This is a genomic window from Pontibacter anaerobius, from assembly GCF_026241195.1.
GTDB classification, from domain to species: domain Bacteria; phylum Bacteroidota; class Bacteroidia; order Cytophagales; family Hymenobacteraceae; genus Pontibacter; species Pontibacter anaerobius.
Genome location: NZ_JAPFQO010000002.1, coordinates 15739 through 30999, shown reverse-complemented (window position 1 = coordinate 30999; position 15261 = coordinate 15739). Strand labels below are relative to the sequence as shown.

Sequence of the window (15261 nt, the reverse complement as noted above, 5' to 3'; positions counted from 1 at the left end):
GAGGATAAAATGCCGGAGTTGCTCAAAGAACTGGAGGCACCAGTGCCTGAATGCCCGGTTTGCCATTTACCGCACGAGCACAGCAACCACCGTACTGAAAGAAAAAGTTTCAGAAGAATAAAAGGGTACTGCCAACGCAAAAGGAAAGCCGCTTTTGGGTACTGTAAAAGTAAAAAGTAAGCCGGTTCTTTCACGGCTCGCTGCAGCGTTCAAAGTATAAAATCCTCTTAGGGATAGACCGCGACCTGTCCGCGCGAAAACCTCATCCATGAAATGGAAATTTGATTTGCAGCTGCTCTTTTGCTTATCTCCACTCCTTCGCTGCAGAACTTATCCTGCCATCCGAAGTATAAATTAGTACCCCCCCGGTACGCTCCCAGCGGTTACTGTTGCTTCCTCCTTTCCTACAACCCGGTAAACAACTTTGGCTTATGCAACTTCCGGTTTTTATTCTGCTGTCGTTCACGCTGCTTTTCCATCCTGTGCAGGAGCAGGATCGTTACAGGGAGAAAAGAGAAAACTTGGTGCGGGAGTCTATTGAAGGCAGGGGCATCAAAGATAAAGCCGTGCTAGATGCCATGCGCAAAGTAAAGCGGCATTTGTTTGTCCCCCCGGATCAGGCTACCTATGCGTATGAAGATCATCCTTTACCCATTGGCTCTGGACAAACCATCTCGCAGCCTTACATGGTGGCGTATATGACAGAGGTGATTAAGCCAAACCCGCAGATGAAGGTGCTGGAAGTAGGCACCGGCAATGGCTACCAGGCGGCGGTGCTGGCCGAAATCGCCAAGCAGGTGTACACCATCGAGATCATACCTGAACTCGGGCGATCGGCTGCCAACCGTTTAAAAGACCTCGGTTATGATAACGTGCAAGTGAAGGTAGGAAACGGCTACCATGGCTGGAAAGAATATGCTCCTTTTGATGCCATTGTGGTAACCGCCGCGGCCGAATCTGTCCCCCCTCCTTTACTGGATCAGCTCAAAGAAGGCGGAAGAATGGTTATCCCCATCGGTCCGGAATTTCAAATACAAACGCTGCTGCTAATAGAGAAGAAGAAAGGAAAGATAGTCACGAAAGAGTTAATGCCCGTTGCCTTTGTGCCTTTTACGGGTGGTGATAAGCAGTAAAGGCTGTAGTTGCTTTGGACAAAGTGTAAATAGCATAGGTTTTTCGGACAGGTCGTGATACGTTTTTACGAAGGTGCAGAATGATTAACCTACCCCTAGAGCTACGCTCGCTAGCTCAAAACTATCGTTTAGGCTAGTCCAGAGGAGGGGAGTTTCGCAGTACCGGTTCTAACCACCCCTGCCCCTCCTTGTCAAAGGAGGGGAGCCTGTAATGACTGATGTTGAAGTGTAAGTTCCATCGTTGGGTATGGCTGTCATCAGCAAAAGTATGAACCCTCCCCTAGCTCCTCCTTATCAAAGGAGGGGAATTTACCTCACCCCAGCCCTCTCCTTTTTTCGAGGACCCCTACCCCCAAAACAGGAGAGGGAGTTTTCGGCAGACGATTGTCATCCCCCTGCCCCCTTCAAAGGGGGACTTGGTTCAAGCTTCGTGAGCAGTGGCTATCGAAAACTGATCCCAGTCTTTCCGTTGAGCGCCTTGTGAGATCCGGTGCCGCGAGAGCGGCAGCGCCTTGGCGCAGGAGGGAACACAGCGCGATGCGGGAAGACGAGCCCTCTCGGGCTGGAGGGAGCCAAGGCAGGAGGTGCAACGGTAGGTTCGTAAGACTGAGGATGAACGGCAGCTAGCAAGGATAGCTTGTTTCGAGTTGAAGGAAGCAGTGGCTAAAGTATAAATGGACAGGTATAAAGTATAGCAATGCAACAGGTATGGCTCTCCGAGCCAGTCGAGTTACAAACTCAACACCATAAAAGGTCACAAGTCTGAAGACTTGCGTCAGCTGGGGTCCAGAAGGGAAGTATAGCACAAGTATGAAGTATGAAAAAGTATAAGTATAAAATCTATACTTTCACCACCACCTTCCCTACAGACTCACCCCGTTGGAATAGCTTTATCGCCTCGTGCATCTGCCCGAACTCATACACATGCCCGATGTGTTGCGGCTTCAGATGTAGTGCCTGTAGCTCGCCCAGCAGTTGGTGCATCATGTCGGTTTGCTCGTAAAGGTAGATAAGGTTAAAACCCATGAGCGATTTGTTTTCGGTAGGCAAACGCAAAGGGTCGATTTTGGGCCGCCAGAGGTATTTCCAGATCAGCCTGGGGTAATTGGGAGTAGCGCCATGGCTGCTGAAACTGGCATTGCCATACACCACCATCCGACCCATCGGAGCCATCGCCTCCCACCCCTGCTTCAGAATTTTGCCGCCAATGCACTCCATTATCAGGCGCAGCGGGCGCTCCCCCAAAGCATCCTTTAGCTTACCAGAAAAATCGCCATCACGAACAATAACAGCATCATAAGCTTCCTGCTTCTGCAGAAAATCCACCTTGCTGTTACTGCCAACCGTACCGATAGTGTATGCGCCATACTTTTTGCAGATACGGTTGGCCAGTATCCCCACCCCACCTGCCGCGCTGTGGATCAGCACTGTCATACCCTGCTGCAAATTGCCTAGTTCCTTTAAGGCATAGTATGCTGTAAGTCCCTGAACCAGGAAACCGGCTCCTTCTTCAAAGCTCCAACCCTCCGGCAAGGAAATGACGTAGCGATGGTTCAGGTTGATATGCGACACATAGCCACCGAACTTGGTGGCTCCCATCACCCTCTCTCCCACTTTCCATTCTTTAACGCCTTCCCCCACTGCCACAATCTCACCCGAAAACTCAAGTCCAGGTATAAACGGCCCCTCTGGAGTGGCGCTGTAAAGACCCTGCATGGCAAAAATGTCGGCAAAGTTGAGACCGATCGCCTTTACCTGCACACATACTTCCTCTGCGCTGGGAGGTCCTATTTCTTCCGTCTGTAATTTCAGGCTATTGATAGAACCTGCCTTTGGCATGCGGTACACCTGGCGCTCGAACATATACTTACTTTTGTTGATTTAAAATCTATTTTAAAGATACAGCAAAAATGGCCCTGACGGAGATATTTTCGTGTCTGTTTCGTAGTGGCTCAAGATTTTAATACTTTCCTGGCTACTGCGGCGCCACAGACCGTACCTAAACCTGAACGTATAGCAGTACCAGCTACTTCTGCTGCCGCAGGAGCAGAAACAACTAAGAAGCAAAAACATGTACACACCCCGGCCTATCACGTACCAGGCTGCTCAATTAATAGCGCCACAGGTAGAAGATCTCTTCAAAGGCAAACTGCAGTCTGCCCTGGAAAGCGGTACGGACGGACTCGCCCCTGCCCCTCCCCGGCCTGTTATAGAAGCGATACTGGACACCGCCTTCTGGGCCAGCCTGCGGCGCGAAGAGGGACAATCGCCTAAAATATCCCTGGCCTTTCTGCCACCAGAACAGACGGAGCAGCCGCTGCTTTTCGAGCATACACTTTCCTTATCCCCCGGGGGCTTGACAAAGATTGCACCTGGGGTTGAGCGTCCGGGCATACACCTAGGGGTTTGGTTTGAGCAGGATGAGCTGCGTGTTTGGGGTACAACACGCACGGTGCCCAGTTACTGTTTTGTGGTGGATGTTCCGGAGCCTGGCCTTTTGGTTATTAAGCACCGCCGCACCGATGGCTACGGCAAATTCGCCAACGTGGCGGTGCTAAAAGGCGACCAGGTAAAACTGGTGGACGAGTACAGCGCTAACCTGCCCGACTGCCCCGAACAGCTTACCTCGCTGCTCGGGCTCTCTGCGCCGTCTGCCACCGGCAGCACCACGCCCAATGTGCTGATCCAACTGGCTGTATCTATGCGTGCACACAAGCGGGGCGGCACGCTGCTGGTAGTACCTGCAGGCTCCATGGATTGGCAGAAGTCTATTGTACAGCCCATTTCCTACGCTATACAACCGGCCTTCTGCGCCCTGGCAGACCTGATGAAGCAGGAAGAGGAAAAGAAAAAGCGGAGCCGCTGGCAGGAATCGCTGCGGCGAGAGGTGGAAAGTATAGCCGGCTTAACAGCCGTAGATGGCGCCACCCTGATAACGGATACCTATGACCTGCTAGCGTTTGGAGTTAAAATTGGGCGCCCCAGAGGCAGCGAACCTGTAAGTCGCCTGCTGTTTACAGAACCGGTTAAGGGCACCAGGGCTACGGTAATACATCCCTCCCAGCATGGCGGCACCCGGCACCTGTCGGCAGCGCAGTTTATACATGACCAGCACAAGGCTTTGGCCCTGGTTGCCTCGCAGGACGGCAGCTTCACCATCTTTGCCTGGTCGCCGTGCGAGGAAATGGTGCAAGCCCACCGCATAGACACACTACTGCTGTAAAAGCCGACTTTATACTTTCATACTTCGGAAAACAGAGCGGACACAGCACTATGTTGAGCTGCAAAGTATAAAGCACTTACTCTGCTGCCCGTGCAAGTATAGTTGTTGCCTCAGCATCACATCAGAAGTATACTTGCCGGCTGTTAAGGCAGCACCTCATTTACCAGCGGTTTGCCTTCTTCAAAGTCGCTTATATTCTGGAGCGTCACCCGGGTTATCCCCTGCATGGCATCGGTGGTAAAAAAGGCCTGATGGCCCGTTATCAGCACGTTGTTGAAAGAAAGGAGCCGTACAAACACATCATCCTGGATCACCTTATTGGAGAGATCCTCGAAAAACAGGTCTCCTTCTTCCTCATATACATCCAGCCCCAGGTAGCCTATCTTCTCACTCTTCAGCCCTTTTATCACTGCTCTGGAATCAATGATAGCGCCCCGACTGGTGTTGATCAACATGACTCCGTCTTTCATACTGGCGATGGCGTAATCGTTAATTAAATGGTAAGTTTGCGGCGTGAGCGGGCAGTGCAGCGAGATAATGTCGGACCGCTGGTAAAGCTGTTCAAGCGAAGTATATTCCACCCCGATTTCCTGCGCCTCCGCACTTTCCCGGACATCATAGGCTAATACGGTACACCCAAAGCCTTTCAGGATGCGGGCCGTTACCAGGCCAATCTTTCCAACCCCGATAAGCCCAACAGTCCTGCCATGCAGATCGAAGCCCATGAGGCCATTCAGGGAAAAGTTTCCTTCGCGCACGCGGTTATAGGCCCGGTGGGTTTTGCGGTTAAGGGTAAGTATGAGCGCCAGTGTATGCTCCGCTACGGCATAAGGCGAGTAAGCCGGCACCCGCACCACTTTCAGGCCCAAGTCTGCTGCTGCTTTGAGGTCTACGTTGTTAAAACCGGCACAGCGCAAGGCTACAAGTTTAGTACCCGCCTTAGCCAGTTGCTGCAACACCTTAGAGTCGGCTATGTCGTTTACAAAGATGCAGACAGCCTCAGCCTCCCTCGCCAGCAACACCGTCTTCTCGTTCAGCGGCACCTCCAGGAAATTAAGCTTATGCCCAAATCGCTTGTTCTCCTCTACAAAAAACTGCTTGTCGTATACTTTTGAGTTAAAGAAGGTTACATCCATCCCTGAAAGTATAAAATGTATGGTTCTGCCCCAGGTTAGCCCTGTTTTTAGGTTTTACGCAAGTATGGCTCTGAATGGAAAATATGGCAAGTATAATTAGCTGACGCACAGGAAATCCCGCTTTTCATCTCTTACAACCCAATCTACAAGAGGCAACAAACGTCTAAAAGGGCACCTTATACATCTAATTTATAGTTACTTAAGTACAAGTACATAAGCAACCCTTACAATTGTGGCTGATACTCCCGCACATAAAGAGCCAAACGGCAAGACCCCGCGCACGCAGATGCCCTCTATCCTCAACTACCTGATGATTCTAGGGATGATTATCCTGTTCCTGGTGTATAATGCGAACAATGCGGCGCAACAGGAAACCTCCTGGCTGGATGTGGAGCGGCAGATGCTGAGCCAGCAGGCCATAGAAAGGATAGAGGTAGTAAACGGACAGGAGGCTAACATTTACATTAAAGAGACTTTTGCCGACGAAATCCCTTTTAAAGAGGTGATGAAACCCGGCGATAGCAAATCAGTGCTTCCGGGCCCGCATTATACCTTGACCATAGGCTCTGTGGAGACGTTTGAGCGCAAGTTGGAGGAAGCGCAGCAGGGTGTACCGGTGGAGAAGCAGGTGGAAGTCATCTACAAAAACCGCGACAACTGGCTGGGCAACCTGATGGTATGGCTGCTTCCGCTGTTTCTGTTGATACTTTTCTGGCGTTACCTCTTGCGCGGCGCAGGGTCGGCAGGGGCAGGCGGCAGTTCCGTTTTTAACTTTGGTAAGTCTAAGGCGATGCTGTTTGATGAGGGGCAGAAAAGCAAGGTAACGTTTGCGGATGTGGCAGGCCTGGAAGAGGCTGCTATGGAAGTGAAAGAGGTGGTGGACTTCCTGAAAAACCCGGACGACTTCACGAAGCTGGGTGCCAAGATTCCGAAAGGCGTGATCATGATTGGCCCGCCGGGCACCGGTAAAACGCTATTGGCCAAGGCCATGGCCGGTGAAGCACAGGTGCCTTTCTTCTCGCTGTCGGGCTCCGAGTTTGTAGAAATGTTTGTGGGCGTGGGAGCCTCACGCGTGCGCGACTTGTTTAAGCAGGCGAAGGAGAAGGCGCCCTGCATTGTTTTTATAGATGAGATCGACAGCATTGGCCGTTCCCGTGGCAAGCAGGCTTTCTATTCCGGCTCCAACGATGAGCGCGAGAGCACCCTGAACCAACTGCTGACTGAGATGGATGGTTTTGAGACAAACAGCGGCGTGATTGTGCTGGCCGCCACCAACCGCGCCGACCTGCTGGACCCCGCCCTGCTGCGCCCAGGCCGCTTCGACAGGCATATTTACCTGGAGTTGCCCAACATACGGGAGCGGGAAGAGATATTTAAAGTGCACCTGCGCCCGCTTAAGCTGAACGAAACGATTGATGCCGCCTACCTGGCCGGGCAGACTCCCGGTTTCTCCGGTGCCGACATTGCAAACGTGTGCAACGAGGCTGCTCTCATTGCCGCCCGCCGCAAAAAAGACCGAGTAGACAAGCAGGATTTCCACGATGCCCTCGACAGGATTGTGGCAGGGTTGGAGAAGAAAAGCAAGGTCATCTCGCCGGAGGAGAAAAAGATCATCGCCTACCACGAGGCCGGGCACGCCATTGTCAGCTGGCTGCTCAAGCATGTAGACCCACTCATCAAGGTATCGATCATACCGAGGGGCAAAACACTGGGCGCTGCCTGGTACCTGCCCGAGGAGCACCAGCTAAAGTCTGCCACCGCTTTTTCGGAGCACCTGAGCGCCATGCTGGCCGGCCGGGCCGCTGAGGAGATCACCTTTGGCGAAGTAACCTCGGGCGCGCTGGACGACCTGGAGAAAGCGACCAAGGAGGCCTACATGATGGTGGCCTACTATGGCTTTGACAAGAAGATCGGCAACATCAGCTTCTACGACTCCTCGGGCCAGCAGGATACCCGCCTCTCCAAACCCTACAGCGAGGAAACCGGCAAGGTGATAGATGCCGAGGTGATCCGGCTGATACACGAAGCCTACGAACGGGCAAAAGACCTGCTGCTGCAGCACCGCGACGAACATGTTAAACTGGCCGAACTGCTGCTGCAGAAAGAAGTTGTTTTTAAGGAAGACCTGGAAACCATACTTGGCAAACGCATCTGCCCTGCCCCGGAGTCAAAAATACTACCTGCAAAAGAAGGCAAGGCAAAGGTTTAGGTAAGAATCTTACCCCGGCTTACATCAAAAATGTATGGCTTTACTAAAATGTAAGCCGGTGCAAACGCCTTTTTACCGGCCTACCGTTTACAATACTATACTTGTAAGTTCAATACTTACCAGCTGTTGTATCGCTTTCGTTTTTAGTATAACCATAATACAGCAAGTATGAAAAGCTTAAGTCCGGTAAACACCAATTATCTGCTAGAGGTAAGCCTCGAACAGCTGCACAGTGAGAGCACCACGTGGTTATCCCAGATTGATTTCTGGAGAGTAGAACTAGGCTTCTTTCAGAGGCTGCTGGAGAGGGTGGCGGCCAGAATGCCCACAGAAGAAGACAAAAAGCGAATCGACCATTTCCAGAACCTCATCTTTTATTTTAAGGGGGAGCTGCTAGATGAGCTAAGGCATAATGTGCGCGAGCACGAACAGTATCTCGGTTATCAGTTAGACCAAAGAGCGCCTTTTAACGAACAAATTTACCGACAGGTGCACAAAAAGTATGAGGCCAAGATGGATGCCTTTGAGCGCGATTACAGAGACTATAAACGAGACCTGTACCGGTTTGCAGGGAAGTTCCTGTAGCGCTTTATACTTTTGATATAAATGCCACCAATAGCTGTTCCAGGTTTTGGGAGGCACCGTCTGTGTGTGGCAGGAAATGCCTGCTTTTTCATCATTATAGATTGTACTGTCTGACTCGTCAAAAATCGAGCATCAGGTAATTCTTTTGTCGTACCAGGCCGGTACCAAATACCATACTTTCACGGTGAAGCACGTCGGCCAGCCAGGCCACGTCTTTTTCGGAGGCGTGGTGCAGCCGGAACTTTCGTAACTGCATGGGCACCAACTTTAGTGACAGCAGTTTACCGGTTTCCATATCGAGAGTTGGGAAGTACATAAGTGAGAGATCGCCCCGGTATTGCTCGTGTCCGCTAATCCCTTCGTAATCATTTATAAAATCGCCAGCTCCATAAACAATGAGCTTACCCTGGTATACTTCCATACCGACAGGATGGTGTGAAGAATGGCCAAAAACCAGATCAATCCCAGCTTCATCTATCATGCTGTGCGCGAAATCCTGCTGGGCCTGCGGTATTTTGTAGCCCCAGTTGCTGCCCCAATGCACCGAGAAAACCACCACATCCCCTGGCTCTTTTACAGCCTTTACCTGTGCGGCTATACCTTGTATCGCCTCCTGGCTTAAGTCTGGCAGCAGGTTTACGCCCGCCCGAGAAGGTGTGGCAGCCCACTCTTTGTACACGCCACTGCTAACCGAGCCATACGCTACCACAATCACCCGACCCTTCGGGAGTTTAAGTATGGCAGGCTTTTGCGCCTCCTCCAGGTCTTTTCCGGCTCCTGCTGTGGTTATGTTGGTTTGGCCCAAGGCCTGCAAGGTTTCCATTAGACCGCTGCGGCCCCAGTCTAACGTATGGTTGTTGGCAAGAGAGGCAAAATCTATACTTGCGATGGTCAGTACGGCTACGTTATCGGGGTGCATACGGTACTGCACTTCCTTCTCTGGCCACGGTTCTGGCTGCGTGGTTATACTTGTCTCCAGGTTAATGAGCCTGACATCCGGTTTTTCCTGCTCCCATACTTCCAGTGCATTGCCCCAGATATACTTGTAGTCCACCGGTTTTTGGATCTCCCCGTTCTTCCGCTCAGCCAGCCGCACATAGTCCCGGGCATCTTTTACATAGGATTCGTAAATGCGCGGATCAACAGAGGCTGGCAAAATCTGGTCGATTCCCCGCCCGGTCATCACATCGCCACACATAAACAAGGTAATGGCCCCGGAGGCAGCGGGCGGCAAGTATACTTTCCCGGTACCGGTTCTGCTGCCTATAGAATACACATTTGATCTCTGCACATTTGCATCAGGTTTTGAGCAGCCGTTTAAAGGCACGTAAAAGAGCCCGGCAAGTATAAAAATATTGGCAAGGCTGGCTACTGCTCCTCTTTCCATCGCTCCATAAACTCCAGCGCTTCCTGGTCGGTGAGGTTGTAGAAGTTATAGTATACCTGCGACACGCCAGTGTAAAGATCCGGCGTTTCCAGGATCACCACCTCATCGGCCTCCTCCAGTAGCTCCCGCTTCTTCTCCCGCCCGGACACCGGTGCAGCCACCACAATCTTTGCGGCCCCTTTGTTCCTGCACAGTTTAATGGCGGCAAACACCGTAGACCCCGTGGCAATGCCGTCATCCACGAGCAGGACGGTCTTCCCCTTCAGCTCCGGCAGCGGCTCGCCCTTTCGCAGGAACTGTATCCGCCGCTCAATCTCCTTTTGCTGCTGCTCCTCCAGCTTATTTATCGTCTCTTCAGACAAGCCTGACTGGGCTTTAGGATTCAGGTAGATGCTACCGTCCTCTGCTATGGCCCCCACGGCATACTCCGGGTTGCTGGGGTGGCCCAGCTTTCTGGATACCAGCATTGAGAGTTCTGCCCCCAGGTGCTTCGCTACGTAGTAGGCTGTCTCGGCTCCACCCCTTGGTATACCCAGCACAATGGCTCCCGAGTCTTTGTAAGTATCCAAAGCTTTTGCCAGCTGCAGGGCGGCGTCTTTGCGGTCTTTAAACATGCGTGTTTTCTCAAGTATGGTTTCTGATGATGCGCTACCATGCACGGGCACAGGCAGCCACTGCACGGAACAGCTATACGTTTACATTTTACGTTAACAGTACTAATAAGTGAATAATTTGAACCATACTTATTCAGGATGCTGCGCTTGTAGCCCCTCGAAAGTATAAAACTCAATCTATGCTCTCTTTTTCTATCAGCGGCACTTACACAGACCTGTATGAGATTACCATGGGGCAGACGTATTTCCTGGAGGGGCGACAGGAGGAGCCGGCTAGTTTCGATTATTTCTTCCGGAAGATACCCGACAAGGGGGGCTACGTGCTTTTTGCCGGCCTGCACGATCTGCTTGATGTGTTGGAGGACCTGCACTTTACCGATGAGGATATTGCATACCTGCAGGACCTGAATCTGAATCCTTCCTTTATCGATTTTCTGAAAGGATTTAATTTTAAGGGCACTTTGTATGCCGCCGCAGAGGGCGAGGTAGTGTTCCCGAACACGCCCGTGGTGCGCGTGGAGGGTACGATCCTGGAGACGCAGCTGGTGGAGAGCCTCTTGCTGAACATACTTAACTTTGAGTCGCTGGTGGCTACCAAGGCCTCCCGCATGCGCTACGTGGCTGGTAACCGCATCCTGAGCGACTTTGGCCTGCGGAGGGCACACGGTCCGGGCGCTGTGCTGGCGGCAAGGGCAGCAATGGTGGGTGGTTTTAACTCAACCAGTAACGTATATGCCGCGCAGAAATACGGCATACCTGCTGCCGGCACCATGGCACACTCCTTTATAGAAAGTTACGACGATGAACTGGAGGCTTTCCGCGCTTTTGCCCGCGCCCGCCCTGACGGTTGCATCTTCCTGGTGGACACGTACAACACGCTTAAAAGCGGAGTCCCCAATGCCATTACTGCCGCCAGGGAATTGGAGGCGCTGGGGCATAAAGCCATAGGCATACGGCTCGACAGCGGCGACCTGGCTACGCTGGCCAAAAGGAGCCGCACCATGCTGAACGAAGCCGGCTTGCCATACCTGAAAATCATCACCTCAAACCAACTGGATGAATACGTGATCAAAGAGCTGCTGGAGCAGCAGGCACCTATCGATATTTTCGGTGTTGGCACCAAGCTGGTAACCGGCGCTCCAGACGCCGCCCTGGACGGCGTGTACAAAATAGCCATGGCCGCCGGCAAACCGCGACTCAAGCTATCAGAGACTAAAGAGAAAATCACCCTGCCAGGCATAAAACAGGTGTTGCGGTTGATGGATACAAATGGAATGTTTTACGGAGCTGATGCCATTGTACTTGCCGCAGAAGGCGACCATGCGGACCTTTTGCGCCATCCTTTTGAAGATGATACATCGCTACGTATAAACGGATACTTGCAGGAGCCGCTGCTGCAGAAAGTAATGGAGAACGGTAAAAGAACAGCACCCCAGCCACCGCTGCCTGAAATTACCGCCTTTTCCCAATCCCGTTTAAAGCTGCTGCCCGATGCCTTTAAGCATTTTGATAACCCGCAGGGCTATAACGTTGGCCTTAGCCAAAAGCTTTGGGACCTGCGGGAGCAGCTGAAGCAGCATTACCGGCAGTAACGTATGAATCCCGGAAAGTTACTGCAGGCTAAGCACTAAGCGGGAAGCTGATCACAAAGCTTGCACCGTCAGGCGTGATGCCATCCAGCCGGACCGACCCCCTCCTGGAGGCTTCCACGGCCTTGCTCATATCCGACAGGTTGTTGACGCGCCTTCCGTTTACCCTGGTAATGATGGTGCCGCGAGGTATGCCAGCCATGTCGAAGAAGCCCCCTCGCTGTACTTCCGTGACATACACGCCCGACCTGAGGCCATAGCGCTGTTTAACCTGGTCTGGCACTGGCTCAAAGGTGGCCCCTAGCTTGGCCTGAAGTCCCCTGGCTGTACCCGCATCTTCGCTTTCGGCCAGTTGCTCCGCCTCCTCTCCTTTCAGAACGACACTGGTTCTGCGGCTGCGGCCGTTCCGCAGGTACGTCAGCTCAAGTTTATCCCCGGGGTACTGGCGGGCAATCCGCTCCGAAAGCTCTGTGGAGGAGGCTACCCTCGCACCGTTTATACTTTGAATGATGTCACCTTCCTCTAGCCCCGCCACCGCTGCTGCACTTTTAGGCTGCACGCCCATTATGTACACGCCTTTTACCGAGGCTGGATCTATACCGCGTTCCTTCAGTATCTGGTCTTCTGCGGCAGGGGCCGGAAAGCTCACCCCGAGGTAGCCGCGCTTCACCTCGCCATACTTCTGCAGGTCGTTTACCACCTTTTGCATCAGGTTAACAGGTATGGCAAAACCATAACCGGCATAGCTACCAGTTTGGGAGGCTATGGCGGCATTAATACCAATCAGCTGGCCATTTGTGTTTATCAGCGCACCGCCACTGTTACCGCGGTTAATGGCAGCATCCGTTTGTATAAAAGACTCGATGGCGGTGTTTCCTGTAACCTGGTCGGGGTCTGAAAAACTGTCCTGGCTGGGCTGGTTAAGTATACCGATGCTCCGGCCTTTAGCGCTGATGATGCCCGCTGTAACCGTAGAGCTTAACGAAAGCGGGTAACCGACAGCCAGCACCCACTCCCCCACCTGCACACTGTCTGAGTTGCCAAGGGTAACAAACGGCAGCTCTTCAGCATCCACCTTTAGCAGTGCCAGGTCGGTGCTAGGGTCGGTGCCGATCAGCTTCGCCTGAAAACTGCGCTTGTCGGGCAGCACTACCTCTATGCCGGAGGCGCTTTCCACCACGTGGTTGTTTGTGGCAATATAACCGTCCTCCGTGATGAGCACACCGGAGCCGGAGCCACTTGCCGGCACAGGAGACTGCGGCAAACCGAAAAGATCGAAGTATGAGCGGTTAGCTCCCTGGGTGGCATAGGAGGTCTTGATGTGCACGACGGCAGGTGTAACAGCGGCGGCGGCATTTACAAAATCAGGAAATCCAGCCGAAGAAACGGTGCTTGTATTCTTGCCTAACGCCACCAAAGGTTCCTCCTGAAGTATACCCGTTTGCTCGTTGTTACGGCTATCTACCCACCAGTATCCTGCCACCACCAACGTGGCCGTGACCAGTGCAGTAAGTATAATAAGGCCAACACGCTTCATGCTTTTTCTCTCAGGTTAATGTTGCGTACCACTCAAGCTAAAAACAGCTACGGGTGAAGAGGTATTACCCGTAGCCTCCTGTTTTAACGAGAGGCTCTTTTTATATGTTTTGTTCGGTCCAAACCCTCTGAGCCTGCCACCTGCACGTCAGAAGCTGCACGCCTGTTTCCTGCTCCGCCTCCTTATATCATACCTAATATCCCCACAAAATAGCGCCGCATAAACCACTCAATTACTGCCGTTTAACGTACAAAAGCTTTCTAACCAAAACCATACTTACCGGGTGCGCCACCAGGGCGTATACTTTAACAGTTAGCCTATGGAATACTTTAAGGGTAAAGAAGCAAGCCTCCAAAGCGCTAAGGCCCAGCAGGCCCCTACCCAAGCAGCACCAGCCACTATAACGCCTTCTGCGGCGCCCAAACCCGTTCTGGGTAAAGTCGATGCTATTTCGATGATTGTAGGCATAGTAGTGGGAGCGGGTATTTTCAGGACACCGTCTCTGGTGGCGGCCAATACCGATGGGGCTGCCATGTTCCTGGTAGCCTGGCTGCTGGGTGGGTTGGTGTCGCTGATAGGGGCGCTGTGTTATGCCGAACTGACCACTACCTTCCCTAATGCAGGCGGCGACTACCACTTCCTGACACGCGCTTTCGGGAAGAAGCCAGCTTTTCTGTTTGCCTGGGCCCGGATGAGCGTCATCCAGACAGGCTCCATCGCACTTCTGGCTTTCATTATCGGTGATTATGCCGCCCAGATCTATAGTATTGGGGAGTTGTCGTCGGTTGTGTATGCGGCTTTGGTCGTAACCCTGCTGACGGGCATTAACATAATTGGGATAAGTGTGGGGGCGGGTACACAGAAGCTGCTGACGGCGCTGGAGGTACTGGGCATCCTGATCGTGATAACGGCCGGCCTGTTCTTTGCACCTTCCGGCAGTACAGCTTCTGCTCCGCCAGCTGCGCCTGAAACTGCCAACTCGTTGGGGCTGGCGATGGTGTTTGTGCTGCTCACCTTCGGGGGCTGGAACGAAGCGGCCTATATTTCTGCAGAACTGCGCTCCGGCCGCAAAGGTATGGCCAGCGTCATGATCCTGAGCATTCTCCTCATCACCACCATTTATGTGCTCATGAACCTCTCATACCTGAACGTGCTGGGCCTGCAGGGCATGGCACAGTCTAGTGCAGTGGCCGGGGACCTGATGGGGGCTGTTTTTGGAGAGGGCGGCCTGGTGCTGATCGGTGTAATTGTAGCCATAGCCGCACTTACTTCAGCAAACGCCACCATCTTTACCGGGGCCCGCACTAACTATGCCCTTGGCAGGGATTTCCCGGTTTTCGGCTTCCTGGGCAAGTGGAACCCCAGGACCTCCTCTCCGGTTAATGCCTTCCTTGTGCAGGGCGCCATCGCGCTCGCCCTGATCGGGCTGGGCTATATCACCCGCAATGGGTTCGAGACGATGGTAGAGTACACAGCGCCGGTGTTCTGGTTTTTCCTGCTGCTGGTGGGCATTGCGCTGTTTGTGCTGCGCCGCAAAGAACCTCATCTGAACCGCCCGTTCCGGGTTCCGCTCTACCCGTTTACACCGCTTATCTTCTGCCTTACCAGCGCCTACCTGCTCTACTCTAGTTTGGTCTACACCGGCCTTGGGGCCCTGGTGGGGGTAGCGGTGCTGCTAATCGGGGTACTGTTGCTGCTTGCCCTGCCCGCTCTGAACAGGTGGTCAGGAAATGGCAACGCTAACAAGTATTATCCCAATAAAAAGGAAGGCTAAACACCAACAGCTTAGGCACAAGTATAAATTTACATAGAACTGTAAATCAGCCAAACCCGTAGAAGTATGACTTA

At 52.7% G+C, this 15261-nt stretch carries 11 protein-coding genes; 6 read left to right on the top strand and 5 right to left on the bottom strand.

Features of this window, described 5'->3' with window-relative positions:
* The first annotated feature begins 431 nt into the window (after positions 1–431).
* Complete coding sequence (locus OO017_RS03505; protein WP_266051059.1) at positions 432–1133, top strand: protein-L-isoaspartate(D-aspartate) O-methyltransferase; 702 nt, start codon at positions 432–434, stop codon at positions 1131–1133.
* Between the two features lie 840 nt (positions 1134–1973).
* Here the strand turns inward: OO017_RS03505 and OO017_RS03500 are convergent.
* Complete coding sequence (locus OO017_RS03500) at positions 1974–2996, bottom strand: synaptic vesicle VAT-1 family membrane protein (RefSeq protein ID WP_266051058.1); 1023 nt, start codon at positions 2994–2996, stop codon at positions 1974–1976.
* A 208-nt stretch (positions 2997–3204) separates the two neighbouring features.
* Between OO017_RS03500 and OO017_RS03495 the strand changes: the two genes are divergently transcribed.
* Positions 3205–4356, top strand: a complete 1152-nt coding sequence (locus OO017_RS03495) for a putative sensor domain DACNV-containing protein (RefSeq protein ID WP_266051057.1) — start codon at positions 3205–3207, stop codon at positions 4354–4356.
* Between the two features lie 143 nt (positions 4357–4499).
* Here OO017_RS03495 and OO017_RS03490 read toward each other — a convergent pair whose 3' ends face one another.
* Positions 4500–5492 (bottom strand): 2-hydroxyacid dehydrogenase, encoded by a 993-nt coding sequence (locus OO017_RS03490; protein ID WP_266051056.1) that lies wholly within the window; start codon positions 5490–5492, stop codon positions 4500–4502.
* A 232-nt stretch (positions 5493–5724) separates the two neighbouring features.
* Here OO017_RS03490 and ftsH point away from each other — a divergent pair, with 232 nt between their 5' ends.
* Both ftsH and OO017_RS03480 read left to right on the top strand, forming a co-directional pair.
* Entirely contained in the window at positions 5725–7701 is a 1977-nt protein-coding gene (gene ftsH / locus OO017_RS03485) for an ATP-dependent zinc metalloprotease FtsH (RefSeq protein ID WP_266051055.1), read from the top strand.
* 168 nt (positions 7702–7869) lie between these two features.
* On the top strand, positions 7870–8286 hold the full coding sequence (locus tag OO017_RS03480) for a hypothetical protein (RefSeq protein ID WP_266051054.1): 417 nt from the start codon (positions 7870–7872) through the stop codon (positions 8284–8286).
* Between the two features lie 118 nt (positions 8287–8404).
* Here the strand turns inward: OO017_RS03480 and OO017_RS03475 are convergent, their stop codons facing one another.
* Together OO017_RS03475 and OO017_RS03470 are read right to left on the bottom strand one after the other, a co-directional pair.
* Positions 8405–9673, bottom strand: a complete 1269-nt coding sequence (locus OO017_RS03475; protein ID WP_266051053.1) for a CapA family protein — start codon at positions 9671–9673, stop codon at positions 8405–8407.
* Positions 9655–10353, bottom strand: a complete 699-nt coding sequence (locus OO017_RS03470; RefSeq protein ID WP_266051052.1) for a phosphoribosyltransferase — start codon at positions 10351–10353, stop codon at positions 9655–9657. Before OO017_RS03470 ends, OO017_RS03475 begins: the two co-directional genes overlap by 19 nt.
* Before the next feature lie 113 nt (positions 10354–10466).
* Here OO017_RS03470 and OO017_RS03465 point away from each other — a divergent pair, with 113 nt between their 5' ends.
* The gene (locus OO017_RS03465; RefSeq protein ID WP_266051051.1) at positions 10467–11879 is read left to right on the top strand and encodes a nicotinate phosphoribosyltransferase; all 1413 of its coding nucleotides are present in this window, start codon (positions 10467–10469) and stop codon (positions 11877–11879) included.
* 28 nt (positions 11880–11907) lie between these two features.
* Here OO017_RS03465 and OO017_RS03460 read toward each other — a convergent pair whose 3' ends face one another.
* On the bottom strand, positions 11908–13413 hold the full coding sequence (locus OO017_RS03460; RefSeq protein WP_266051050.1) for a trypsin-like peptidase domain-containing protein: 1506 nt from the start codon (positions 13411–13413) through the stop codon (positions 11908–11910).
* A 319-nt stretch (positions 13414–13732) separates the two neighbouring features.
* Between OO017_RS03460 and OO017_RS03455 the strand changes: the two genes are divergently transcribed.
* Entirely contained in the window at positions 13733–15187 is a 1455-nt protein-coding gene (locus tag OO017_RS03455) for an APC family permease (RefSeq protein WP_266051049.1), read from the top strand.
* The last annotated feature ends 74 nt before the right edge of the window (positions 15188–15261 follow it).

What these genes read in the sequence shown, in the direction of transcription:
- OO017_RS03505 (WP_266051059.1), top strand. Translation starts at nt 432, where the DNA reads ATGCAACTTCCGGTTTTTATTCTGCTGTCGTTCACGCTGCTTTTCCAT.
- OO017_RS03500 (WP_266051058.1), bottom strand. Translation starts at nt 2,996, where the DNA reads ATGTTCGAGCGCCAGGTGTACCGCATGCCAAAGGCAGGTTCTATCAAT.
- OO017_RS03495 (WP_266051057.1), top strand. Translation starts at nt 3,205, where the DNA reads ATGTACACACCCCGGCCTATCACGTACCAGGCTGCTCAATTAATAGCG.
- OO017_RS03490 (WP_266051056.1), bottom strand. Translation starts at nt 5,492, where the DNA reads ATGGATGTAACCTTCTTTAACTCAAAAGTATACGACAAGCAGTTTTTT.
- OO017_RS03480 (WP_266051054.1), top strand. Translation starts at nt 7,870, where the DNA reads ATGAAAAGCTTAAGTCCGGTAAACACCAATTATCTGCTAGAGGTAAGC.
- OO017_RS03475 (WP_266051053.1), bottom strand. Translation starts at nt 9,673, where the DNA reads ATGGAAAGAGGAGCAGTAGCCAGCCTTGCCAATATTTTTATACTTGCC.
- OO017_RS03465 (WP_266051051.1), top strand. Translation starts at nt 10,467, where the DNA reads ATGCTCTCTTTTTCTATCAGCGGCACTTACACAGACCTGTATGAGATT.
- OO017_RS03460 (WP_266051050.1), bottom strand. Translation starts at nt 13,413, where the DNA reads ATGAAGCGTGTTGGCCTTATTATACTTACTGCACTGGTCACGGCCACG.
- OO017_RS03455 (WP_266051049.1), top strand. Translation starts at nt 13,733, where the DNA reads ATGGAATACTTTAAGGGTAAAGAAGCAAGCCTCCAAAGCGCTAAGGCC.